This window comes from Streptomyces sp. NPDC026589 (genome assembly GCF_040638385.1).
Taxonomy (GTDB): domain Bacteria; phylum Actinomycetota; class Actinomycetes; order Streptomycetales; family Streptomycetaceae; genus Streptomyces.
In genome coordinates this window covers 64,032-86,050 of the sequence record NZ_JBEZYG010000022.1, presented here as the reverse complement: position 1 = coordinate 86,050, position 22,019 = coordinate 64,032, and the positions used below count along the sequence as shown (strand labels likewise).

At 71.8% G+C, this 22,019-nt stretch carries 22 protein-coding genes, 1 pseudogene and 1 riboswitch; of the genes and pseudogenes, 15 read left to right on the top strand and 8 right to left on the bottom strand.

The features are described from left to right. The first annotated feature begins 53 nt into the window (after positions 1-53). From AB0F29_RS31190 to AB0F29_RS31140, 11 genes are all read left to right on the top strand, one after another. Entirely contained in the window at positions 54-575 is a 522-nt protein-coding gene (locus AB0F29_RS31190) for a LuxR C-terminal-related transcriptional regulator (protein ID WP_361879060.1), read from the top strand. A gap of 62 nt (positions 576-637) precedes the next feature. Beyond that, positions 638-1,609: a helix-turn-helix domain-containing protein gene (locus AB0F29_RS31185; RefSeq protein ID WP_361879057.1), complete on the top strand. Its 972-nt coding sequence runs from the start codon at positions 638-640 to the stop codon at positions 1,607-1,609. Between the two features lie 35 nt (positions 1,610-1,644). Beyond that, entirely contained in the window at positions 1,645-2,691 is a 1,047-nt protein-coding gene (locus AB0F29_RS31180; RefSeq protein ID WP_361879054.1) for an aspartate-semialdehyde dehydrogenase, read from the top strand. Continuing rightward, positions 2,691-3,878, top strand: a complete 1,188-nt coding sequence (locus AB0F29_RS31175; RefSeq protein ID WP_361879051.1) for a hypothetical protein — start codon at positions 2,691-2,693, stop codon at positions 3,876-3,878. The genes AB0F29_RS31180 and AB0F29_RS31175 overlap by 1 nt, the downstream gene beginning before the upstream one ends. A 120-nt stretch (positions 3,879-3,998) precedes the next feature. Further along, positions 3,999-4,814 carry an SOS response-associated peptidase gene (locus AB0F29_RS31170; RefSeq protein WP_361879049.1) on the top strand — a complete coding sequence of 272 codons (816 nt, stop codon included), beginning with the start codon at positions 3,999-4,001 and terminating at the stop codon, positions 4,812-4,814. Between the two features lie 67 nt (positions 4,815-4,881). After that, positions 4,882-5,523: an alpha/beta family hydrolase gene (locus AB0F29_RS31165; RefSeq protein ID WP_361879046.1), complete on the top strand. Its 642-nt coding sequence runs from the start codon at positions 4,882-4,884 to the stop codon at positions 5,521-5,523. Between the two features lie 353 nt (positions 5,524-5,876). After that, complete coding sequence (locus AB0F29_RS31160) at positions 5,877-6,533, top strand: sigma-70 family RNA polymerase sigma factor (RefSeq protein ID WP_007458152.1); 657 nt, start codon at positions 5,877-5,879, stop codon at positions 6,531-6,533. After that, on the top strand, positions 6,530-6,850 hold the full coding sequence (gene rsrA, locus AB0F29_RS31155; RefSeq protein ID WP_361879043.1) for a mycothiol system anti-sigma-R factor: 321 nt from the start codon (positions 6,530-6,532) through the stop codon (positions 6,848-6,850). Before AB0F29_RS31160 ends, rsrA begins: the two co-directional genes overlap by 4 nt. 298 nt (positions 6,851-7,148) lie before the next feature. Next, complete coding sequence (locus AB0F29_RS31150; RefSeq protein ID WP_018959149.1) at positions 7,149-8,144, top strand: hypothetical protein; 996 nt, start codon at positions 7,149-7,151, stop codon at positions 8,142-8,144. A 115-nt stretch (positions 8,145-8,259) separates the two neighbouring features. Next, entirely contained in the window at positions 8,260-8,898 is a 639-nt protein-coding gene (def, locus tag AB0F29_RS31145; protein ID WP_018959148.1) for a peptide deformylase, read from the top strand. Between the two features lie 173 nt (positions 8,899-9,071). Continuing rightward, positions 9,072-9,809 (top strand): D-Ala-D-Ala carboxypeptidase family metallohydrolase, encoded by a 738-nt coding sequence (locus tag AB0F29_RS31140; RefSeq protein WP_361879038.1) that lies wholly within the window; start codon positions 9,072-9,074, stop codon positions 9,807-9,809. Positions 9,810-9,867: 58 nt separating this feature from the next. Here AB0F29_RS31140 and AB0F29_RS31135 read toward each other — a convergent pair whose 3' ends face one another. Then, positions 9,868-10,848, bottom strand: a complete 981-nt coding sequence (locus AB0F29_RS31135; RefSeq protein WP_361879035.1) for a helix-turn-helix domain-containing protein — start codon at positions 10,846-10,848, stop codon at positions 9,868-9,870. Between the two features lie 81 nt (positions 10,849-10,929). Here AB0F29_RS31135 and AB0F29_RS31130 point away from each other — a divergent pair, with 81 nt between their 5' ends. Continuing rightward, entirely contained in the window at positions 10,930-11,145 is a 216-nt protein-coding gene (locus AB0F29_RS31130) for a hypothetical protein (protein ID WP_361879032.1), read from the top strand. A gap of 24 nt (positions 11,146-11,169) precedes the next feature. On the opposite strand, the gene AB0F29_RS31125 is transcribed toward AB0F29_RS31130, so the two are convergent. The 7 genes from AB0F29_RS31125 to AB0F29_RS31095 form a co-directional block, all read right to left on the bottom strand. After that, entirely contained in the window at positions 11,170-12,186 is a 1,017-nt protein-coding gene (locus tag AB0F29_RS31125) for a ribonucleotide-diphosphate reductase subunit beta (protein ID WP_361879029.1), read from the bottom strand. Further along, complete coding sequence (locus AB0F29_RS31120; RefSeq protein WP_361879026.1) at positions 12,186-14,600, bottom strand: ribonucleoside-diphosphate reductase subunit alpha; 2,415 nt, start codon at positions 14,598-14,600, stop codon at positions 12,186-12,188. The genes AB0F29_RS31125 and AB0F29_RS31120 overlap by 1 nt, the downstream gene beginning before the upstream one ends. Before the next feature lie 135 nt (positions 14,601-14,735). Next, positions 14,736-14,872: riboswitch (cobalamin riboswitch) on the bottom strand. A gap of 52 nt (positions 14,873-14,924) precedes the next feature. After that, entirely contained in the window at positions 14,925-15,434 is a 510-nt protein-coding gene (locus AB0F29_RS31115) for a GNAT family N-acetyltransferase (RefSeq protein ID WP_361879023.1), read from the bottom strand. A 97-nt stretch (positions 15,435-15,531) separates the two neighbouring features. Then, positions 15,532-16,212 (bottom strand): hypothetical protein, encoded by a 681-nt coding sequence (locus AB0F29_RS31110; RefSeq protein WP_361879020.1) that lies wholly within the window; start codon positions 16,210-16,212, stop codon positions 15,532-15,534. A 133-nt stretch (positions 16,213-16,345) separates the two neighbouring features. Then, positions 16,346-16,549, bottom strand: coding sequence for a YbdD/YjiX family protein (locus AB0F29_RS31105; RefSeq protein WP_361879017.1), 204 nt, complete (start codon positions 16,547-16,549; stop codon positions 16,346-16,348). Further along, positions 16,546-18,771 carry a carbon starvation CstA family protein gene (locus AB0F29_RS31100; protein ID WP_361879011.1) on the bottom strand — a complete coding sequence of 742 codons (2,226 nt, stop codon included), beginning with the start codon at positions 18,769-18,771 and terminating at the stop codon, positions 16,546-16,548. Before AB0F29_RS31100 ends, AB0F29_RS31105 begins: the two co-directional genes overlap by 4 nt. A gap of 175 nt (positions 18,772-18,946) precedes the next feature. Beyond that, entirely contained in the window at positions 18,947-19,939 is a 993-nt protein-coding gene (locus tag AB0F29_RS31095) for a LuxR C-terminal-related transcriptional regulator (protein WP_361879008.1), read from the bottom strand. Between the two features lie 481 nt (positions 19,940-20,420). Here AB0F29_RS31095 and AB0F29_RS31090 point away from each other — a divergent pair, with 481 nt between their 5' ends. From AB0F29_RS31090 to AB0F29_RS31080, 3 genes and pseudogenes are all read left to right on the top strand, one after another. Continuing rightward, positions 20,421-20,831: a hypothetical protein gene (locus AB0F29_RS31090; RefSeq protein ID WP_361879005.1), complete on the top strand. Its 411-nt coding sequence runs from the start codon at positions 20,421-20,423 to the stop codon at positions 20,829-20,831. After that, the gene (locus tag AB0F29_RS31085) at positions 20,828-21,829 is read left to right on the top strand and encodes a glycosyltransferase family A protein (RefSeq protein WP_361879190.1); all 1,002 of its coding nucleotides are present in this window, start codon (positions 20,828-20,830) and stop codon (positions 21,827-21,829) included. Before AB0F29_RS31090 ends, AB0F29_RS31085 begins: the two co-directional genes overlap by 4 nt. Continuing rightward, positions 21,826-22,019, top strand: a pseudogene (locus AB0F29_RS31080) (hypothetical protein); the annotation flags it as partial. The gene AB0F29_RS31085 and the pseudogene AB0F29_RS31080, both read left to right, overlap by 4 nt.

Below are 22,019 nucleotides of genomic sequence, written 5' to 3'. Positions count from 1 at the left end.
CTTGAGGAGAAGAGCGATCCAGTTCGTCCACTTCGGTGCAGGGAGTCCATCTGATGTCGCATGTCGCGCACGGTCCGGCCGTGGCGGTGAGAGCCCATCAGCCGTGCCCGTTCTGTGGAGCGGTGGCACAGCCGGCGGCGGCCCTCGCCGAGATCGTCACCAGGGCGCAGCAGGCGCTCGACGAGATGAGGGGCGCCCTCGAAGCGCAGGAGCAGCTGCACAAGAGCCTTCGCGCCGCCCCCGCCCACCCGGGTTCCTCCGAGGGGCTGGTGGAGGCACGGGAGGCGCTCGCGCTGCTGACGAACCGCGAACGGGAGATTCTCGTGCTCATCGCGCAGGGAAATGCGAATCGTCAGGTGGCGAAGGAGCTCGGCATTTCCGAGAAGACGGTGAAGAATCACCTGTCCGCCGTCTTCGCGAAGATCGGGGCATCCGATCGTACCCAGGCCGTGGTCATGGGAATTCGTTGCGGGTTCCTGCACATTGGCGCGTCTCTCGATGACGACTGTGTGGTCATGGCTACGGGTGAACGGCTGCCGGCTGCTTCAGGGCCATGCCATGAGTATGAGGCCTGATCCGGACGCGGAACAGCGGATGGGCTGTCAGATCCCCATGGTTTACTGCCACATTGGGCCCCATGCTGAAGAACGTAGCCGCAGTTCTGCTCGACAACGTGCACCCGTTCGAGCTGGGTGTCGTATGCGAAGTATTCGGGATCGACCGCCAGGAAGAAGGGCTGCCCGGCTACGATTTCGCCCTCGTCGCCGCGGAATCCTCGTCCGTGCGGGCGGTTCCCGGATTCACCATCAGCACGCCCCACGGGCTCGACCGGCTGGACGCCGCCGACCTCATCGCCATCCCCGTGGGGGACGACTTCCACACCCGGGACTTCCCGCCCGCGCTCCTGGAGGCGTTGCGGCAGGCGGTGGCCCGCGGAGCACGGGTGGTCAGCGTCTGCGTCGGGGCCTTCGTCCTGGGCGCCGCCGGGTTGCTCGACGGACGGCGCTGCACCACGCACTGGAGGTACGCCGCGGCACTCGCCGAGCGCTACCCCAAGGCCGAGGTCGAACCGGGGGTGCTCTACGTCGACGAGGACCCGATCCTGACCTCGGCCGGCACCTCCGCGGGAATCGACGCCTGTCTCCACCTGGTGCGCAAGCTCCAGGGCAGCGACGTGGCCAACGCCATCGCCCGGCGCATGGTGGTGCCCCCCCACCGGGAGGGCGGCCAGGCCCAGTACATCGAACGGCCCGTGGCGCACTTCGGGGAAGTCGGTGTGCGCCTGGCACTGGCCTGGGCCGAGGAGCACCTGGACCAGGAGATCAGCGTCGACCAGTGGTCGGCGCTGGCCTGCATGTCGCCGCGTACCTTCGCCCGCCGCTTCCGGATGGAGACGGGGACCACCCCCTACCGCTGGTTGCTCGCCCAGCGGCTGCTGGGAGCCCAGCGGCTGCTGGAGAACACCGACGCGACGATGGAGGCCGTGGCGGTGCGTACGGGATTCCCCAACGCCGCGGCGTTGCGGCACCAGTTCGTGCGCTCCCTCGACATCACCCCCAACGCTTACCGGCGAGCCTTCCGGGGCCGCTCACCCGGCACGACCAGGTAGTGAGCCCCGGCCCGGGGCCGAACGGAGGACGACGCATGCTGCGCATCGCGATAGTGGGAGCCACCGGAGCCGTGGGCCGGGAGTGCCTGGCCCTGTTGGACGGCGGGATCGTACCCGTGGAACAGGTGGTGCCGGTCGGCTCGGCCCGCAGCGTCGGCCGGGATCTAGGAACCGAGCTGGGGATCTCGCTGCCGATGGCCGACCTGGTCACCCTCGACGACCTGGACCTCCGGGGCCTGGACGTCGCCGTGTTCTCCGCGGGCGCGGAGGTGAGCGGCCGGGAGGCGGAGCGGCTCGCCTCGGCCGGGGTGCTGGTCGTCGACAACAGTTCGTACTTCCGGATGCGGTCTGACGTCCCACTGGTGGTACCGCAGGTCAACCCCGGCGTGCTCGCCGACCGACCGGAGCGCGGCCTCGTGGCCAACCCCAACTGCTCGACCATCCAACTGGTCCGGGCCCTGCACCCGTTGCATGGACTGGCGGGCCTGGAGAGCGTCGTGGTGGCGACCTACCAGGCAGCGTCCGGTGGCGGGTTGCGGGGCCTGCGCGAACTGGCGGAGGGATCCAGGGCCATCCTGGACGATCCCCGGGCCCAGGGCGCTCCGGGCGGGCGCTTCGGACAGCCCCTCTCCTTCGACCTCGTCCCCGAGATAGGGCTGCGGGACGATTCCGGGCTCACCCACGAGGAACGCAAACTGGTCCGCGAGCCACGCAAGATCCTGGGTCTGCCGGAGCTCCGGGTGAGCGCCACGGCGGTGCGGGTACCGGTCTTCGACTGCCACTCCGAGGCCGTGCACGTCCGGCTGCGCGAGCCGGTCACGACCGAGTCCGTCGAGGCCGCCCTGGCCGCGACGCCCGGACTGCGCGTCCACGGCCGGTCGGACAGTCCCTCGTACCCCACGCCCCGCGCCGTCTTCGCCCGGCCCGAGGACCGTGCCCTGGTGCACGTCGGGCGCATACGCGTCGAGCCGGAGGACGACCGGGCGGTGGCCCTGTGGGTGGTCGCGGACAACCTGTGGGTGGGGGCCGCCCTGAACGCCTTGGACATCGTGGCACTCGCGACGAAGAACGGGTGGCTGTGATGACCGGTCCCCGCACCCCCGGCGGCCCGCCGGTGCTGAAGTTCGGCGGCTCGGCCTTCGCGGACCTCGACGGATACCGCCGCGTGGCCCGCTACCTGGTGGGCCGCAGTGGCGAGGAGGGCCGCCCGCTGGTCGTCGTGGTGAGCGCGATGTCCGGCACGACGGGCAGACTCCAGCAGACCCTGGACGCTGTTTCCGCCGACCCGCCGGCCGCTGCCGCCGCGATGCTCCTGACCACGGGTGAGACGGTCGGCGTCGCCCTGCTCGCGGCCGCCCTCCACGCCGAGGGCCTGTCCGCGTGCCCCGTCCCGGCGGCGGGCGCCGGGCTCCTCGCCGAGGGGCACGGCGACCGGGCGGAGCTGACGTCGGCCGGTCCCGCCGCGCTGTCCGACGTCCTGGCCGACTGCCGGGTCGCGGTGGTCCCCGGTGGCCAGGCGGTCGACCGGGCCGGGCGGACCGTCATGCTGGGCCGCAACAGCTCGGACCTCTCGGCGGCGGCACTGGCGGCGGCGCTGGGCTCCGGCACCTGTGAGATCTTCTCCGACGTGACCGGCGTGTGCACCGCCGACCCCTATCTGGTGCCGGAGGCCCGCACCCTCTCCCGGATCAGTTACGAGGGGGTCCGCCGGATGTCCCGCCACGGGGCCAAGGTGGTCCACGAGCGTGCCGTGGACCGGGCGGAGCGCGCGGGGGTGCGGCTGTGGTGCCGGCCCTTCCCCTGGAGCGCGTCCCCCGGGGACGGCACCGTCGTGGGGGAGGGCGGCCCGGAGGCCGCCGCGGTCGTCGTGCACCAGGACGACGTATGGAGCTTCCGGTCGGCCCGGGAACGCCGGACGGCACAGGGACTGCTGCGGGCCGAGGGACTGGGAACCACCGCGTTCGAGACCGTGGACGGGACGTGCCTGACGGTCCCCGCCGGAGCCCGGGGCGCCGCCCGGCACCTGCGGACCGCGCGCCGCCTCGACGAACGGTGTCTGGTCACCGTGCTGCGGGCGGACGGCGACGCCGAGCACACCGTGGTGCCGCGCTCCGACGCCGCCGCCGAGGCCCGCCGTCGCCACGGGCTGCTGTACCCGGAGCCCGAGGGCGCCCCGCGGCCAGCCGCCGCCCCGCCGCCCAAGGCCCGTTCCCCGCACAGCGACGTCCTGGTCGCCCCGGCCCCGGCTCCCGGGAGGCAGGCGCCCTGACCGGAGCGGGACGGGGGTCTCCTTTCCCGCATCCCGCCGGTGCTGCCACTCTTGGACGTGTCCCGACGGCCGGGACACCAGAACACTGGGTGTTCCCGCGGTTCGGATGGGTGGATCGAGATGTGCGGACGGTATGCGGCGAGCCGGAATCCCGAGGAGCTGACCGGGCTCTTCGGCGTCGAGAAGTGGGAACCCACCGAGGCCCTGGAGCCGGACTGGAACGTGGCGCCGACCAAAGAGGTCTACGCGGTTCTGGAGCGTCCTGTTAAGGACGCCGACGACCAGCGTCCGGTTCGCCAGCTGCGCGCCCTGAAGTGGGGGCTCGTGCCGTCCTGGTCGAAGTCCCCCGAAGGCGCCGCCCGGATGATCAACGCCCGCGCGGAGACCGTGCACGAGAAGCCCTCCTTCCGCCGCGCCTTCGCCCAGCGCCGCTGCATCCTGCCCGCCGACGGCTACTACGAGTGGGTCACCGGCTCGGAGGAACGGCGGCTGGAGGAGACGAAGGGCAAGAAGCGGGCCCGCAAGCAGCCGTACTTCGTGACCCCCGCCGACGGGTCGGTCTTCGCCATGGCCGGACTGTACGAGTTCTGGCGCGACGCGACCCTGCCCGGCGACCACGGACACGCCTGGTGGGTGACGTGCTCGGTGATCACCACCGAGGCGGAGACCACCCCGCTGGCCGTCGCCCCCGCCGAGGGGCCCGGCGCGCTGGCCGACATCCACCCCCGGATGCCGCTGATGCTCACCCCCGACCGCTGGGACGCCTGGCTGGACCCCACGCACACGGGCCCCGACGAGCTGCGCGCGCTGCTGGAGCCGCCGCCCGGCGGGCTGATGCGCGCCTACCCGGTCGCCACCACGGTCAGCAATGTGCGCAACAACGGACCCGAACTGCTGGAGGAGCTGGCCGCGCCGGAGGAGTCCACGCTGTTCTGAGCGGCGCGTGGGAGCTCTTCCGGGCGGCGCACGGGATCCGGGCGGCCGCGCGGGAGAGGATGGCGGCGTGAGCCGTCAACCACGTACGCAGAACGTCACCACCGACGCCGGTGAGGCCCGGATCACCTGGGTCCGAGCGCCCGCGCCCCGCCTCGTGCTGGCCGTGAGCCACGGGGCGGGCGGCGGCATCGAGGCCCGCGATCTGAAGGCCCTGGCCGCGACCCTGCCCGGGCACGGCGTCACCGTCGCCCTGGTGGAGCAACCCTGGCGGGTGGCCGGAAAGAAGGTCGCGCCCGCCCCGAAGACCCTGGACACGGGCTGGCGCGGTCTGTGGCCCGCCCTGGCTGCCCCCGGGCTTCCCGTCGTCTCCGGGGGCCGCAGCGCCGGGGCCCGGGTCGCCTGCCGTACGGCGACGGAGCTGGGCGCGGCCGCCGTCCTCGCGCTCAGCTTCCCGCTGCACCCCCCGGGCAGGCCGGAGAAGTCCCGCGCCGACGAACTGCTCGGCGCCGGAGTGCCCACCCTGGTGGTGCAGGGCGGCAACGATCCGTTCGGCCGGCCCGACGAGTTCCCGCCCGGCCCCTACGAGCTGGCCGAAGTGGCCCACGGCGACCACGGGTTCGCGGTGCCGAAGAGGTCCGGGGCGACCGAGGAGCAGACGATGCGCGTCCTCACCGACGCGGTGGCCGGGTGGATCGCGTCACTCGGCTGACCGGATCGGCCCCGGGGTGACCCGGGCCTCACGCACGTGGCCCAGGCCCCGGGAATGCTCCGCCCGGGGGCGCTGTTGTTCGGGACGTCGGTACAGGTACAGGTACAGGTACAGGTACAGGTACGGACACGTGGTACCCCGAACAACGTGGAGAGGGAGTCCGTCGCATGGGTTCGACCATCTGCCCCAGCCGCTCGAACGCCGCTGACCTGGAGTGGACCGTGCTGCCCGCGGCGAGGACCAGCCACGAGCGGCCGCCGGGCGGTGCTGATCGACAGCCCGTCTCGAAGCAAGGTCGACTATTCTCCGATGCGAGCGGGTCCGGTTTCGGCTCCGCCACATCGTTGGAGGAGGTGGGTCCGGTCACTGGGACCGACACAGGGACCGACGACGGCCGTGCACCGGAGACGTCCGCCGAGCGCAACGCGCGCTTCGAGCGGGACGCCCTCGGTTTTCTCGACCAGATGTACTCGGCCGCGCTGCGCATGACGCGTAACCCGGCCGATGCCGAGGACCTGGTCCAGGAGACCTACGCCAAGGCGTACGGCTCCTTCCACCAGTTCCGTGAGGGTACGAACCTCAAGGCGTGGATGTACCGCATTCTGACCAACACCTTCATCAACTCGTACCGCAAGAAGCAGCGGGAGCCCCAGCGCAGTGCCGCCGAGGAGATCGAGGACTGGCAGCTGGCACGGGCCGAGTCGCACATGTCGACCGGTCTGCGTTCGGCGGAGTCCCAGGCGCTCGACCATCTCCCGGACTCCGACGTGAAGTCGGCGCTCCAGGCGATTCCCGAGGAGTTCCGCATCGCCGTGTATCTCGCCGATGTCGAGGGCTTTGCCTACAAGGAGATCGCGGACATCATGGGGACTCCCATCGGTACGGTGATGTCCCGGCTGCACCGTGGCCGCCGCCAGCTGCGCGGCATGCTGGAGGACTATGCCCGTGAGCGCGGGCTCGTCGCGGCCGGCGCCGGTGACTCGGACGATCGGAAGGGCTCGGCCTCATGAGTTGCGGAGAGCCGCACGAGACGGATTGCTCGGAGGTCCTCGACCATCTCTACGAGTTTCTCGACCGGGAGATGCCCGAGGGCGACTGCACCAAGTTCGAGGTGCACTTCGAGGAGTGCTCCCCGTGCCTGGAGAAGTACGGCCTCGAACAGGCCGTGAAGAAGCTGGTCAAGCGCTGCTGCGGGCAGGACGACGTCCCCACCGACCTGCGCTCCAAGGTGATGGGCCGGATCGACCTGATCCGGGCCGGCGAGGCCGTGCCCGAGCAGGATCTGACCGTGCAGGACCCCGACCGGTCGGCGTCCGCCGCCGAGTAGTCCACCCGCAGACGCACCGGCGGATCCCTGAGGTCCGGTGGGACGGCCGCTGTGCCCCGATCGCCCGGGCACAGCGGCCCCCGCATGTCCGGGGCGGCGCTGGAGCGGTTCGGCCCCGGCACCGGGCGGAGCCACCGGCAACCGGTGGGCGAGGCGTCTGGGACGCGCCCTCGCGCGGGCGGTCTGACTTGGCCGGAGCTGGGTAACCCATGGGTAATGAGCGGGCGTCCGGCCGGGCATGGTTGGATGCGAAAGCAGAGCGAATGACGAGGGTGTCCAGTCGGGACAGGCGGGAATCGTGAGGATCTTCGGGAAGGTACGGCATCGGCCGTCCGCCTCTTGGCGGCAGGCCACGGACCGCGCGTTCACGCTGATCGGCGACGGCCGGTACGAGGACGCGGGGGCGCTGCTGACGCGCGCGGCGGATCTGGAGCCCTGGCTCTCGGAGTCCTGGTTCAATCTGGCGCTGCTGCACAAGTTCCGGCACGACTGGGAGCAGGCGAGGGCGGCGGGCCTGCGGGCCGTCGCGCTGCTCGACCGGGAGTCGGGCGCCCCGGACTGGTGGAACGTCGGGATCGCGGCCACCGCGCTCCAGGACTGGCCGCTGGCGCGGCGGGCCTGGCAGGCGTACGGCCTGAAGGTCCCCGGCGGCGGTCAGCACAGCGCGGCCACCACCGAGCCGACCGGTATGGAGCTGGGCAGCGCCGCCGTGCGGCTCTCGCCGGAGGGCGAGGCCGAGGTGGTCTGGGGCCGCCGGCTCGACCCGGCCCGGATCGAGGTGCTCTCGATCCCTCTGCCGTCCTCCGGGCGGCGCTGGGGCGAGGTCGTCCTGCACGACGGGGTGCCCAACGGCGAGCGGGTCACCGCGGCGGGGCCCTCGTATCCGGTGTTCGACGAGATCGAGCTGTGGGCTCCCTCACCGGTGCCGACCTGGGTGGTGCTGCTGGAGGCGGCGACCGAGGACGACCGGGACGCGCTGGAGAAGCTGGCCTCGGACGCCGGGTTCGCCGCCGAGGACTGGTCCTCCTCCGTACGGCTGCTGTGCCGGGCGTGCTCGGAGAGCCGGATGGAGAGCGACGAGGGCGACGGGGAGCACCTGGACCCCCACGATCACAGCGAGCCGGGCCACCCCGGGCCGCTGGGCCACCGCACCGCGGGCGCCGGAGACCTGTGGGTCCCGGAGCGCGAGTGCGGTCTCGCGGCCCCTGCCGGGCTGGTGCGCGGGCTGCTGGACGGCTGGGTCGCCGACAGCCCGGACAGCCGTGAGTGGCGGGATCTCGAAGAAGTCTGCTGACCTCTGCCCGTAGGCTGTACGCGCACCGATCGCGGTGCTGTTCCTCCGAGCGCCCCGAGTACCCGGGCGCTCGGGTCACCGAGTCTGAGGTTTTGCAGGAAGGCGTACGGCGGACATGTCGCAGCAGGAGACGGACGGGCGGATCGGAGTGGACGACGAGGGGTTCCTCGTCGACACGGAGGACTGCGAGGAGCGCGAGGCGGCCTACCGCGAGCGCGGCACCTCCCGTCCGATCACGGTCGTGGGCAACCCGGTGCTGCACAAGGAGTGCAAGGACGTCACCGCGTTCGACGACGAGCTGGCGCGGCTGATCGACGACATGTTCGCCAGCCAGAAGACGGCCGAGGGCGTCGGCCTGGCCGCCAACCAGATCGGCGTGGACCTCAAGGTCTTCGTCTACGACTGCCCCGACGACGACGGGGTGCGCCACACGGGTGTCATCTGCAACCCGGTCCTGGAGGAGCTGGCCCCCGAGGCGCGAGTGCTGGACGACTCCAACGAGGGCTGCCTCTCGGTCCCGACCGCGTACGCCTCGCTCGCCCGCCCGGACTACGCGGTGGTGCGCGGGCAGGACGCGCAGGGCAATCCGGTCAAGGTGCGGGGCAGCGGCTACTTCGCGCGGTGCCTCCAGCACGAGACGGACCACCTGTACGGCTACCTGTACATCGACCGGCTCTCCAAGCGGGAGCGCAAGGACGCGCTGCGGCAGATGGACGAGGGCACTCCGCGCTACGAGGTCGTCCCGAACGCCTGAGGACGCGGCCGCGGGGGCCCGGTACCGGTTCGCTTCGCCGGTGCCGGGTCCCTGTCGGTTTCCGATCCTCCCCCTGGCAGATAACTGCAGTTTCCCCAGGGGCAGTTGACGCGCGTAGCTGACTGGGCCAGGCTCGCCTGCACATCGACCGTGACGTTCAGAGGGAGACCCCTGTGCTGAGACGCACCGCACGCGTTCTGCTCGGACTTGTCATGACCATTACGTTCGCGCTGGGGGGTGCGGTGCTGACCGCCGGCACCGCCCAGGCCGACGGCTGCTACACCTGGACCCGCACCCTGAAGGCCGGGGCCACCGGCAACGATGTCACCCAGCTCCAGATCCGGGTGGCCGGCTACCCGGGCTACAACGCGGTGCTCGCCATCGACGGCTCCTACGGCCCCGCCACCACCGCCGCCGTCAAGCGGTTCCAGGCGGCCTACGGCCTGGCGGCCGACGGGGTCGCCGGTCCCGCCACCCAGTCCAAGCTCTACGCGCTCCAGGACAACGACTGCACCCCGGCCCACTTCACGTACCCCGAGCTGAACAAGTGCAACAGCACCTGGGCCGGCGGGAAGGTCGCCGCGGGCACGGCCAAGGCCAACGCGCTGAGCAGCATGTGGAAGCTGGAGGCACTGCGCCACGCGCTGGGCGACCAGTCCATCCGGGTCACCAGCGGCTTCCGCTCCGCCTCCTGCAACGCGGCCGTGGGCGGAGCCTCCAACAGCCGCCATATGTACGGCGACGCGGTCGACCTCGGCGCCTCCCCGCACTCGCTGTGCACGCTGGCCAAGCAGGCCCGCTACCACGGCTTCCGGGGCATCCTCGGCCCGGGCTACAGCGGCCACAACGACCACGTGCACGTCAACCAGGGCCCCAGCCGCTTCTGGTCGGCGCCCAGCTGCGGTATCTGACCCTCCCCTTCCCCGCACCTTCCCGCACGTCCCGCAGGCCCCTCCGTGCCCGGCGCGCTCAGGCGACCTCGGGCACGGAGGCGGTCGCCGGACCCCGGAAGGTGCGGCGGTAGGCGTTCGGCGTGGTGCCCAGCGACCGCACGAACTGGTGTCGCAGGGTCGCCGCCGTACCGAACCCCGTCTGCCCCGCGATCGTGTCGATCGTCAGGTCGGAGGTCTCCAGCAGATGCTGGGCCAGCAGCACCCGCTGCCGCAGCAGCCACCGGTAGGGCGTGGTCCCGGTCTCCTGCTGGAACCGCCGGGCGAAGGTGCGCGGCGACATGTGCGCCTGCGCCGCCAGCTGCTCCACGCTCGTCTCCTGGTCGAGGTGCGCTTCCATCCAGGCCAGGGTCGAGCCGACCGTGTCGCAGGAGCTCCGGGGCAACGGGCGGCTGATGTACTGCGCCTGCCCGCCGTCCCGGTGCGGCGGCACCACCATGCGCCGGGCGAGGGTGTTGGCGGCCTCCTGGCCGTACTCCTGCCGGATCAGATGCAGACACGCGTCGATCCCGGCGGCGGTGCCCGCCGAACTGATCACCGCGCCCTCGTCCACGTACAGCACGTCCGGCTCGACGACCGCCTTCGGGAAGCGCCGCGACAACTCCGCCGCGTGCCGCCAGTGCGTGGTGCAGCGGCGGCCGTCCAGCAGTCCGGCCGCGCCCAGCACGTACGCCCCCGAACACACGCTCAGCACCCGTGAGCCGCGCGCGACGGCCCGGCGCAGGGCGTCGAGCACCTCCTCGGGATACTCCCGCCGCATGAAGTGGCTGCCCGCCGGCACGGCGATGAGGTCGGCCTCCTCCAGCCGCTCCAGGCCGTGCGGCGTGGAGATGGTGAAGCCCGCGTGGGTGTTCAGGACGGGCCCCTCGGCGGAGACCACCGCGAAGTCGTGCACCGGCAGGCCCTCCTCGCTGCGGTCCAGGCCGAACACCTCGCACAGGACGCCGAGTTCGAAGGGGTGGACCTCGTCGAGGAGGAGGGCGGCGACATTGGTCAGCATGAGGTGAGTGTGGCAGCTATTTGATGCCTCATGGCAGTCCTGCCACTGATGATTCTCGTTCCGGCGGTCCAGAGTAGAGGCATGAACACATTCCTGAACTACCTGGTCGTAGCGGCGCTTTTCGCCCTCGTCCTCGCGCCCGTGGCCCTCGGCGTCGCCCGCGATCGCCGTATCGACCGCCAGCTGCGGGAGGCGGAACGCGGGCGGCGGGCGGCCGGGCCCCCGGAAACGCGGAGCGCCGCGCGACCGGTGACGGCTGCGCGGCGCCCCTACCTCAGGAACTGGGCCGGGGTCTGAGGACCCCCGTCGGGCCCAGCGCGTCTAGAAGTCGTCGTCGAACCCGACCGAGCCCTCCACGGCCACCTGGTAGGCGGACGGGCGGCGCTCGAAGAAGTTCGTCAGCTCCTGGACGCCCTGGAGCTCCATGAAGGAGAACGGGTTCTCCGAGCCGTACACCGTCGGGAAGCCGAGGCGGGCGAGCCGCTGGTCGGCGACGCACTCCAGGTACTGGCGCATCGACTCCGTGTTCATGCCCGGCAGGCCCTCGCCGCACAGGTCGCGGCCGAACTGCAGCTCCGCCTCGACCGCTTCCCGCAGCATGTCGGTGACCTGCTGCTCCAGCGCGTCGTCGAAGAGCTCCGGCTCCTCCTTGCGGACGGTGTCCACGACCTCGAACGCGAAGTTCATGTGCATCGTCTCGTCACGGAACACCCAGTTGGTGCCCGTGGCGAGACCGTGCAGCAGACCGCGCGAGCGGAACCAGTACACGTACGCGAACGCGCCGTAGAAGAACAGCCCCTCGATGCAGGCCGCGAAGCAGATCAGGTTCAGCAGGAAACGGCGGCGGTCGGCCTTCGTCTCCAGCCGGTCGATCTTCTCGACCGAATCCATCCACTTGAAGCAGAACTGCGCCTTCTCACGGATCGAGGGGATCTCCTCGACCGCGTCGAACGCCGCCGCCCGGTCGTCCGGGTCGGGCAGATAGGTGTCCAGCAGCGTCAGATAGAACTGGACGTGTACGGCCTCCTCGAAGAGCTGCCGCGACAGGTACAGCCGCGCCTCGGGGGAGTTGATGTGCTTGTACAGCGTCAGCACGAGGTTGTTGGAGACGATCGAGTCACCGGTCGCGAAGAACGCCACCAGTCGGCCGATCATGTGCTGCTCGCCCGGCGACAGCTTGGCGAGGTCGGAGACGTCCGAGTGGAGGTCGACCTCCTCCACGGTCCAGGTGTTCTTGATCGCGTCCCGGTAGCGCTCGTAGAAGTCCGGGTAGCGCATGGGACGCAGGGTCAGTTCGAAGCCCGGGTCGAGCAGGTTCTTGGTGTCGTTGGTGCTCATTACTGGCAGGCCTCGCAGGACTCGGGGTTTTCCAGGGAGCAGGCGATGGCGTCCGCGTCGGGAGCCGACGCCTGCTGTACGGGAATGGGGGCGGCGGCCGACGCCTGGCCGGACGCGGCACGGGCGATCCGGGTCGCCGGGCGCGAACGCAGGTAGTACGTCGTCTTCAGCCCCTGCTTCCAGGCGTACGCGTACATCGAGGAGAGCTTGCCGATCGTCGGCGTCTCCAGGAACAGGTTGAGCGACTGGCTCTGGTCGAGGAACGGCGTACGGGCCGCCGCCATGTCGATCAGGCCGCGCTGCGGGATCTCCCACGCCGTGCGGTAGAGCGCCCGCACGTCGTCGGGGATCCAGGCGAAGCCCTGGACGGAGCCGCTCGCCTCGCGCAGCGCCTCACGGGTGCGGGAGTCCCACACGCCGAGCTTCTTCAGCTCGTCCACCAGATAGGCGTTGACCTGGAGGAACTCACCGCTGAGCGTCTCGCGCTTGAACAGGTTGGAGACCTGCGGCTCGATGCACTCGTACACCCCGGCGATCGAGGCGATCGTGGCGGTCGGGGCGATGGCCAGCAGCAGCGAGTTGCGCATGCCGGTCTTCGCGATCCGGGCGCGCAGGGCGTCCCAGCGCTCCGGCCAGTTCAGCTCGGTGTCGTAGTGGTCGGGGTGCAGCACCCCGCGCGCGGCCCGGGTCTCGGACCAGGCCGGCAGCGGGCCGGAGCGCTCCGCCAGGTCGCAGGACGCCTCGTACGCGGCCAGCATGATCCGCTCGGAGATCTTCGTGGAGAGCGCCCGGGCCCCAGGGGAGTCGAAGGGCAGGCGCAGCTGGAAGAAGACGTCCTGGAGGCCCATCGCGCCCAGGCCCACGGGCCGCCAGCGGGAGTTGGAGCGCCCGGCCTGCTCGGTCGGGTAGAAGTTGATGTCGACGACCCGGTCGAGGAAGGTCACGGCGGTCCGCACGGTGGCGTCCAGGCGGTCCCAGTCGATCGAGCCGTCCGCCACGAACGCGCCGAGGTTGACCGAGCCCAGGTTGCAGACGGCCGTCTCGCCGTCGTCCGTGACTTCGAGGATCTCCGTGCACAGGTTGGAGGAGTGCACGACCCGGCCCGGCTCGGCGGTCTGGTTCGCGGTCCGGTTGGAGGCGTCCTTGAACGTCATCCAGCCCTGGCCTGTCTGCGCGAGGGTCCGCATCATCCGGCCGTACAGCTCACGTGCCGGAATCGTCCTGCGCGCCAGGCCCTTGGCCTCGGCCGCCCGGTAGGCCGCGTCGAACGCGTCGCCCCACAGGTCGACCAGCTCGGGCACGTCGGCGGGGGAGAACAGCGACCACTCGGTGTCCGCGTCGACCCGGCGCATGAACTCGTCCGGGATCCAGTGCGCCAGGTTCAGGTTGTGCGTACGCCGCTGGTCCTCGCCCGTGTTGTCGCGGAGCTCCAGGAACTCCTCGATGTCCGCGTGCCAGGTCTCCAGGTAGACCGCCGCCGCGCCCTTGCGCCGGCCGCCCTGGTTCACCGCCGCGACGGAGGCGTCCAGCGTCTTCAGGAACGGCACGATGCCGTTGGAGTGCCCGTTGGTGCCCCGGATCAGCGACCCCCGGGCGCGGATGCGGGAGTACGAGAGACCGATGCCGCCCGCGTGCTTGGAGAGCCGCGCCACCTGGTGGTAGCGGTCGTAGATCGAGTCCAGCTCGTCCTTGGGCGAGTCCAGCAGATAGCAGGAGGACATCTGCGGGTGCCGGGTGCCGGAGTTGAAGAGCGTGGGGGAGGAGGGGAGGTAGTCCAGCCGGCTCATCAGCCCGTAGAGCGCGGCGACCTCGTCCAGCGCCCGCACCGACTCGTCCTCGGCGAGGCCCGCGGCCACGCGCAGCATGAAGTGCTGCGGGGTCTCGATGACCTGCCGGGAGATCGGGTGGCGCAGCAGGTAGCGGCTGTGCAGCGTCCGCAGACCGAAGTAGCCGAAGCGGTCGTCGGCGCCGTCCGCCAGGGCCTGTTCGACGAGCTTGTCCAGGGCGGCCGAGTGGAGCGCGACGAACGCGGCGGTGCGCTCCGCGATCAGGCCCTCGCGGTGGCCCACGGCGACCGAGGCGGAGAAGGACGTCGCGCCCTGGCCCGCGGCCTCGTCCGCGATCGTGCGGGTCAGCAGCCTGGCCGCCAGCCGGGAGTACGCCGGGTCCTCGGAGATGAGCCCCGCGGCGGCCTCGGTGGCCAGCGAGCGCAGCTCGGCCTCGTCGGAGCGGGCGTTGCGTCCGCGCAGCGCGGCGGCGGCGACCCGTCCGGGGTCGGTGTCGGGAAGATCGACGGTGAGGTCGGTCAGGGTCCGCAGCAGGGCGGTCCCGGGTCCGTCGTTCGTGCCTGCTCCGGACGTGGTGGAGGCAGCGGATTCGGTGGCTGAAACCGGATCGGCGGGCGCGATGGTCACTGGGCTTTCCCTCGCTCGGCAGGGGCCGGCGGCAGGCGGGGAAGCCGGGCAGCGCGAAACCCGGGGCAGGGCAGCACAGCTGACGGCGTCCACCGGCCTATCCGCGAGACCCGGACGTCTGGCGTCCGGTTCGGTCGAGCCGGACGCGCTGTCGACAGGTCTTCGGACTTGCGGGTGCGCAAAAGCGCACCGATCACACCGTTGCGGGACAGTTCCGGATTCGCACCGGATTCCCCTGCGGCGACAGCGAGGTCGAGCATACATGTGGGGGCCGCCGGATGAAGCGGCCCCCACATGTTGTGTCGCGGCGATTCAACGCGCCCCTCAGGAAGGCGCCTCCAGCTCCAGTCGGAAGGTCATGAGCCGTAGTGCCGGCACCGGTTCCCAGTCCCGTTCGGGGGTCCGTACGAAGCCGAGCCGACGGTAGATCCTATGGGCTCCGAGCATGCCCGGCCGCGTCGACAGCACCAGCGCCCGCACGCCGTCGGCGGACCGGGCGCGCTCGACGCACGCCCGCACGAGAGCCTCTCCCACGCCCCGCCCACGCCCATCGAGGGCCACCGCCAGCATCCGGAACTCGGCCTCGTCCGGACCGGCGATGTCGCGCCACGGGGTGCCGGGTGCGGCATACGTCACGCCGCCGAGCACCGCCCCGTCCACGTCGAGCGCGACGAGGACCTCGGCCTCGGCCGCACGCTGCTCCACCGCCCGCAGCTTGAGCAGATACGGATCCCGCGGGCCGTCCAGCAGACCGTCGCCGAGATACGCCTCGGCGATGATCCCGCCGAGGGCGGCGTACTCGCCGGGCTCCGCCGCCCTGATCGTCAGATCCATCAGCCACTCGCTCCCACGTCAACACCCACGTCAACACCCACGTCAACACCCACGTCAACACCCACGCCGGCTCCCACGTCGGCCCCTCGTTCCCCTGTCAGCCACTTGCTCCCACGCCGTTGTCGGGCGCGCCGTCGCCCACCGGCGGCAGGTCGCCGCGTTCGACCGGCTGCCGCCCCCCGGCCTCGTCGGCAGGCGGCAGCACCTGGTCCAGCTCGCGGTCGTCGGCGCGGTGGGCGGCCCGTGCCGCCGACCGCAGCGTCGCCCGGTCCACCTCGTCGGGCGCCCCGCTCACGGTGACCACGAGTCCGCCCTGTTCCCGTGCGTACGCGTGGCCCGAATCCGTGGCCCGGTACCACTGTTCGCCGTCCCGCTCGCACGTCTTCAGGGGCTCCTGGCCGCCGGCGGGCGCGGGGTCCTTCGTACAGTCGGCCCCGGCGTGCGCCCGGCGCTCCACCCGCAGCTGGATCTGCCCGCCGTCGGGCGTGGTGTAGACGCTGCCGAACCCGTCGTCGCCGATTGCCCCGACCGACTGGCGGGCCAGGGCGTACCCCGGGACTTCGGTCACCCACACGTGCTCCGCGACGGTCTGCGCGGCCAGCGCCCGCGCCTCCAGCTCCGCCCGGTCGGGCGCGGGGTCCGCCGAGGCGCTCCGGTCGGCCGTCTCCGTGCCGGTCGCCACCTCGGTGCCGCAGCCCGTCGCCGCCGCCAGGCTCAGCGCCAGCGCCAGGGTGGTGAGTACGGGACGGAGCCGGGGCTGCCGGGGATGCGGTGTCATGGGCACATCCTTTCGTACGGTGAGGGCTCCGCGCACCGGGAAATCGAGCGGCGCCCGAGCCGGTGCGAGGGTGCGAAAAAGGGGCCGCCGCGCCCCCGGCAGGGGTGCGGCGGCCCCGATCGGCCGGTGGTGCTCAGCAGCAGCGGAAGCCCTCGCGGGGATCCGCCTCGCGGGCGTCCATGCGGCTGCGTTCGAAGGCGCGACGGCTCATCACCGGCGTGTCCGGATCGTGGGTCCTCGCGTGCGCCACATAGCGGTCGTACGTCGACTCGCCGGTCAGCTCACGGACGTACCAGCGGATCCGTCCGGCCACCCGTCGTACGTCCGCGACCGTCATGTCCGGCTCCCCGTCTCCGCCGCCTCCTTGCGGATGCCGCCCTCGGGGCCGACTCCGGCGGCGGCCAGCTCGGCCTTCTCCTCCTTGGTCGCGAAGAGCGAGGCCGGGGCGACGAGCTTGGACTCGACGTACGGCGTCTCGTGCAGTTTGACGCTCTCCGGGTCGCGGATGGCTTTGTAACAGACCCGCCCGGCGTCCACGAGCACCACGATGATGAGGAGCGCGAAGAGCGCGCTCAGCACCCCGTCGACGGTGGAGTTGGTGACGACGGTCCGCATGTCGTCCATGTTCTTCGCGGGGGCCAGCACCTCGCCCGCGTCGATGCCCGCCTGGTACTTGTCGCGCTGGGCGAAGAAGCCGATCTTGACGTCGTCGGAGAAGATCTTCTGCCAGCTCGCGGTGAGGGTGACCGCCACGTCCCAGGCGAGCGGGACCGCGGTGACCCACGCCCACTTCAGGCGGCCGGACTTGACGAGCAGGGTGGTGCAGACGGCCAGCGCGACGGCCGCCAGCAACTGGTTGGCGATGCCGAAGAGCGGGAACAGCTGGTTGATGCCGCCCAGCGGGTCGTGCACGCCGACCCAGAGGAAGTAGCCCCAGCCGCCGACCACGACGGCGCTGGCGAACCAGACGCCCGGCTTCCAGCTGACCTCACGGAACGGCTTGTAGACGTTGCCCAGCATGTCCTGGAGCATGAAACGCCCGACCCGGGTGCCGGCGTCCACGGTGGTGAGGATGAAGAGCGCCTCGAACATGATGGCGAAGTGGTACCAGAACGCCTTCATCGCGGTCCCGCCGACCACCGCGGAGAAGATCTCCGCCATGCCGAGCGCGAACGTGGGCGCGCCACCGGTCCGGGAGAGCAGGCTCGCCTCCTCGACGTCCTTGGCGGCCTGGGCCAGGGCGTCCGGGGTGATGGTGAAGCCGAAGTTGGCCACGGCCTGGGAGGCGGACTGGACGCTGTCGCCGATCACGCCGGCGGGTGCGTTGATGGCGAAGTAGAGGCCGGGGTCGATGATGCAGGCGGCGATCATCGCCATGATCGCCACGAACGACTCGACCAGCATGGCGCCGTAGCCGATCATCCGGATCTGCGACTCCTTCTGGACCATCTTCGGCGTGGTGCCGGAGGAGACCAGGGAGTGGAAGCCGGAGAGCGCGCCGCAGGCGATGGTGATGAAGACGAACGGGAACATCGAGCCGGCGAAGACCGGGCCCGAGCCACTGGAGGCGAAGTCGGTGACCGCGGGCATCTTCAGCGTCGGCAGGGCGACGACCACGCCCAGGGCCAGCAGCCCGATCGTGCCGACCTTCATGAAGGTGGAGAGGTAGTCCCGCGGGGCCAGCAGCAGCCAGACGGGGAGCACGGAGGCGAAGAACCCGTACACGATCATCCAGATGACCAGCGTGCCCGGCTCCAGCGTGAAGAAGTCCGCCCATGACGACTCGGCGACCCAACCGCCCGAGACGATCGCGAGGAGCAGCAGCGCGACGCCGATGAAGGAGACCTCGCTGACCTTGCCGGGCCGCAGGGTGCGCAGATAGACGCCCATGAAGAGGGCGATCGGGATCGTCATGCCGATGGAGAAGACGCCCCACGGCGAGTGCGCGAGCGCGTTCACGATGACCAGCGCGAGGACCGCGAGCAGGATGATCATGATGATGAAGACCGCGACCAGGGCGGCGATCCCGCCCACCGGGCCGATCTCGTCGCGCGCCATCTGGCCGAGCGAACGGCCGTTGCGGCGGGTGGAGAAGAAGAGCGTCACCATGTCCTGGACGGCGCCGGCGAAGATGACGCCGACGACGAGCCAGATCGTGCCGGGCAGGTAACCCATCTGCGCGGCGAGCACCGGGCCGACCAGAGGCCCCGCCCCGGCGATGGCGGCGAAATGGTGGCCGAACAGGACCCGGCGGTCGGTGGGGTGGAAGTCGACGCCGTTGTCCAGCCGTTCGGCGGGGGTCGCGCGGTTCTTGTCGGCCTTCAGGACCCGGTTGGCGATGAACCGGGAGTAGAAGCGGTACGCGATGGCGTACGAGCCGAGGGCCGCTGCCAGCATCCAGGCGGCGGAGACCTCCTCACCCCGCGAGAGCGCGAGGGTGGCCCAGCCGGCGGCGCCGACCAGGGCGACCAGGCTCCAGACCACTACGGCCCTGGGGGAGATGCCCCGTTTCCCCGGCACCTGCGGTGCCGATGGTGCTGGTGTGGGCGTGTTCGCCATGTGGTGACTCCGTCCCCTCGCTGATCACCGGTGCAATGGGCAGGAAATCTAGGGGACGCGTCCGCCCAGCGTCACCCCCCGTCCGCATTGCGGTCCGGCAACGGTGATGTATCGCACGGGGACACGGGCGCCGACACGTTTCGGTTCACCGGGGATACGCCGACTTTCCGGCCGGTCAGATCCAGCCCCGGCGCGCCGCCTCCGCGCCCGCCTGGAATCTGCTGCGGGCCTGCATCCTGGCCGTCAGCTCCGCGTTCATCCGGCGCACCGTGCGCAGGGACACCCCCAGCCTGCGGGCGGCCGTCGCGTCCGTGTGCCCCTTCGCCAGCAGGGACAGCAACTCGTCCTCCTGCGGGGTCAGCCCGTTGCCGTCGCGGCGGGGAGCGGGGCCGAGCGGGGTGGCGGCGGCCCACAGCTGCTCGAACAGGAGCCGGGCCACCGCGACGGCCCCCTTGCTCCGCAACTCCAGCGCGCCCGCCCGGCCGTCGTCGGGGTCCAGTGGCACCAGGGCCACCTCCCCGTCGACCACGACCATGACCAGCGGCAGGGTGGGCAGCGTACGGCTCTCCGCGCCGAGCAGGCCCAGCCGGTTCACATAGCGCAGGGTCGAAGGATCATTGCGGAAGCTGTCCTGATAGATGCTGCGGAGCCGTACGCCGCGCTCCAACGCCCGCCGGTCCAGCGGCCCGCTGGCCTCCAGCGTGTCCGGGGACTGCGCGCCGCCGGGCAGCAGCGAGAGGCACTCCACCCGGGCCAGCTCGGCCAGCTCGGTCAGCCGCTCGCGCACCGCGTCGAGCCCCTCCAGCCGTTTGACGACGTCGAAGCCGCCGCCCGTCCGCCGCCCCCGGTCCGTCGTGAGGGCCGACATCGCGTCCCGCGCGACCTCGAGTCCCCGCTGCTGCCGGGCCAGTTCGGCCTCCCGGCGGGAGAGGAGGAAGGGCAGACTCGCCGCCGGGTCCAGCGCGCGGAAGACCGGCGGGCCCTGCTCCGTACAGCGAGGGTCGTCATCCAGCAGGCAGAGTTCGGCCAGCTGGTCCAGAGCCCGGCGCACATCGTCCTCGCTCCGCCCGAGCCGCGCCACGATCTCGTCCAGCCGCAGCTCCGGCTCCTCCAGAACGAGCCGATAAACCAGCTCCGTCCGTGCGTCCAGCCCCAGTACCTCTAACATCTCTGGCTCCCCCGCAGATGTCACGCCGTCCCCGCACTCCGGTACGGGACGCCACTTCAGCACCGGGCGCGAGTGTAGGGCCGACCCGTTGTGAAGGTATAGACCAGGTCCACGGGATGGATGGGCCCCGAGAGGCCGCACATGGCCGGAAAGGCCGGGGCGGGCGAGCGGCCGGGTGGGGCGCCGGGCCGCGGCACGCATGGCCGCAAGGTGTCTGGCAGTTGCCTGCCACCACCGCATCGTCCCAGGCGGCGGGCCCCGTACGGCCGCCCGCGGAGCTGGCACCCTGCTGCCCCGCAACTCCCGGCCACCCGGAGACCGTGGCCTCCGGGGAGGCGATGGCGACAGGATCAGGCCGTCACAAGCCATTCACACACCGCTACATCTTCGAGGAGCTCCCGATGCGTGCGTTCCGTTCCCCGACCCGCCGCACCTCGCCGGCCGTTCTCGCCGCCACGGGCCGGGAGGGCTTCTCCTGGGGGTGACCCCGGGAGGACGGGACGCCTCCGTGTTCCTGGTGACCGCGCTCCTGGTGCGTACCGAACCCCCGCACCCCGACCGCTGGACGGCACGGGACCTGGCCGGGCGGCTGCGCGCCCACCGCGTCGGCGCCCGCTTCCAACGCGCCGGACCGCACCCCGGGGGCCCGGTCCATGTGTACGTCTCCGAGAGCCCGGACGGCTCGGTCCGCGCCGCGCTCTACATGGAGAGCCCCGACTTCGTGCATGCCGAACTGGCCGCGCTGGACTTCCTCCTGGCCCTCCTGGGCGCCGCGCGCCCCGCCTCCCTCGGCTGGCGGCCCGCGGCCCTGGGAGGCCCGGATCCGCACCGACCCCCCGAACCGAAAGGACCGGACCCGCCATGCCACGGGAGCGCCCCACCGTGTCAGTGATCATCCCCAACCACAACTACGAGAAGACCCTGCGGGCCTGCCTGGAATCCGTCTACGCCCAGACCCTGCGCCCCCGGGACGTGGTCGTCGTGGACGACGCCAGCACCGACCGCTCGCGCGACATCGCCCGCGAGTTCCCCTGTGTGCTCGTCGCCCGCCCGGAGAACGCGGGGGTCTCCGCCGCCCGCAACCTCGGCGTCGCCGCCTCCGCCGGCCAGGTGCTGTTCTTCCTCGACTCCGACATCGCGCTGGCCCCCGACGCGATCGAGAACGCCGTCGACCTGCTCATGGACGACCCGGAGACCGGCTGCGTCCACGGCGTCCTCGACCCCGAACCGCTCTTCGACGACGGCCCGGTGGAGGTCTACCACTGCCTGCACGCCCACTTCTGGCGACACCGCAGCGCCGGAGTCGTCGGCACCGCCTTCTTCGCGCTGGCCGCGATCGAGCGCCGCGTCTTCGAGGCGACCGGGCCCTTCGACGAGAACCTCCGCGACTCCGAGGACGTCGAGTACAGCGACCGCCTCGCCGCCACCCACCGCATCCGCCTCAGCGAGCGGGTGACCGGCCGCCACGACGACGTGGACCGGCTGCTGCCGATGCTCGCCGAGCAGTACCGCCGCTCCCAACTGCTCGTCCCCGTCGCCGCCGTCGAGCGCCGGCGCGGCGGTGGGCTGCGCGCCAACCGCACCGGCGGCGTCCTGGCCGCCGGTCTGGTCCCGCTCACCCTCCCGCTCGCCCTGCTCACCCCCTGGCTGCTTGCCGTCCCGCTGGCCTGCGCCGTGGCCTTCGCGCTGGCGGACCCCGGGCTGTCGCGTTTCGTGGCCCGCCGCAAGGGGTGGCCCTTCCTGCTCCGCTTCACCGCGCTGCACTTCGCGGTCCACCTGGCGCTCGTCCTCGGCGCGGTGGTCGGCGGACTGCGCTGGCTGGTCGACCCCCGCTTCGGCCCCTCCGTCCGGGGCCGCCGCGACCGGCCCGCCCCGGTGGCCGCCCCGTGAGCGCCGGAGTGCACCAGGGGCGCGGGGGCGCCGACGCGGGGACGCCCGGGGCCGGGGTGCCCGGGACCGCAGCGCCCGAGGCCGGAGCGGCAGTAGCCGGGCCCGCAGCGCACGGGACCGCAGCGCCCGAGGCCGCAGCGCACGGGGCCGGGGCGTCCGGGGCCGGGCCAGGGACGCCCGAGTCCGCGGT

Coding starts and splice junctions, on each gene's coding strand:
- AB0F29_RS31110 (WP_361879020.1), bottom strand. CDS start 16,212: ATGACACCGCATCCCCGGCAGCCCCGGCTCCGTCCCGTACTCACCACC.
- rsrA (WP_361879043.1), top strand. CDS start 6,530: ATGAGTTGCGGAGAGCCGCACGAGACGGATTGCTCGGAGGTCCTCGAC.
- AB0F29_RS31125 (WP_361879029.1), bottom strand. CDS start 12,186: ATGAGCACCAACGACACCAAGAACCTGCTCGACCCGGGCTTCGAACTG.
- def (WP_018959148.1), top strand. CDS start 8,260: ATGTCGCAGCAGGAGACGGACGGGCGGATCGGAGTGGACGACGAGGGG.
- AB0F29_RS31095 (WP_361879008.1), bottom strand. CDS start 19,939: ATGTTAGAGGTACTGGGGCTGGACGCACGGACGGAGCTGGTTTATCGG.
- AB0F29_RS31190 (WP_361879060.1), top strand. CDS start 54: ATGTCGCATGTCGCGCACGGTCCGGCCGTGGCGGTGAGAGCCCATCAG.
- AB0F29_RS31115 (WP_361879023.1), bottom strand. CDS start 15,434: ATGGATCTGACGATCAGGGCGGCGGAGCCCGGCGAGTACGCCGCCCTC.
- AB0F29_RS31175 (WP_361879051.1), top strand. CDS start 2,691: ATGACCGGTCCCCGCACCCCCGGCGGCCCGCCGGTGCTGAAGTTCGGC.
- AB0F29_RS31180 (WP_361879054.1), top strand. CDS start 1,645: ATGCTGCGCATCGCGATAGTGGGAGCCACCGGAGCCGTGGGCCGGGAG.
- AB0F29_RS31135 (WP_361879035.1), bottom strand. CDS start 10,848: ATGCTGACCAATGTCGCCGCCCTCCTCCTCGACGAGGTCCACCCCTTC.
- AB0F29_RS31100 (WP_361879011.1), bottom strand. CDS start 18,771: ATGGCGAACACGCCCACACCAGCACCATCGGCACCGCAGGTGCCGGGG.
- AB0F29_RS31130 (WP_361879032.1), top strand. CDS start 10,930: ATGAACACATTCCTGAACTACCTGGTCGTAGCGGCGCTTTTCGCCCTC.
- AB0F29_RS31185 (WP_361879057.1), top strand. CDS start 638: ATGCTGAAGAACGTAGCCGCAGTTCTGCTCGACAACGTGCACCCGTTC.
- AB0F29_RS31170 (WP_361879049.1), top strand. CDS start 3,999: ATGTGCGGACGGTATGCGGCGAGCCGGAATCCCGAGGAGCTGACCGGG.
- AB0F29_RS31105 (WP_361879017.1), bottom strand. CDS start 16,549: ATGACGGTCGCGGACGTACGACGGGTGGCCGGACGGATCCGCTGGTAC.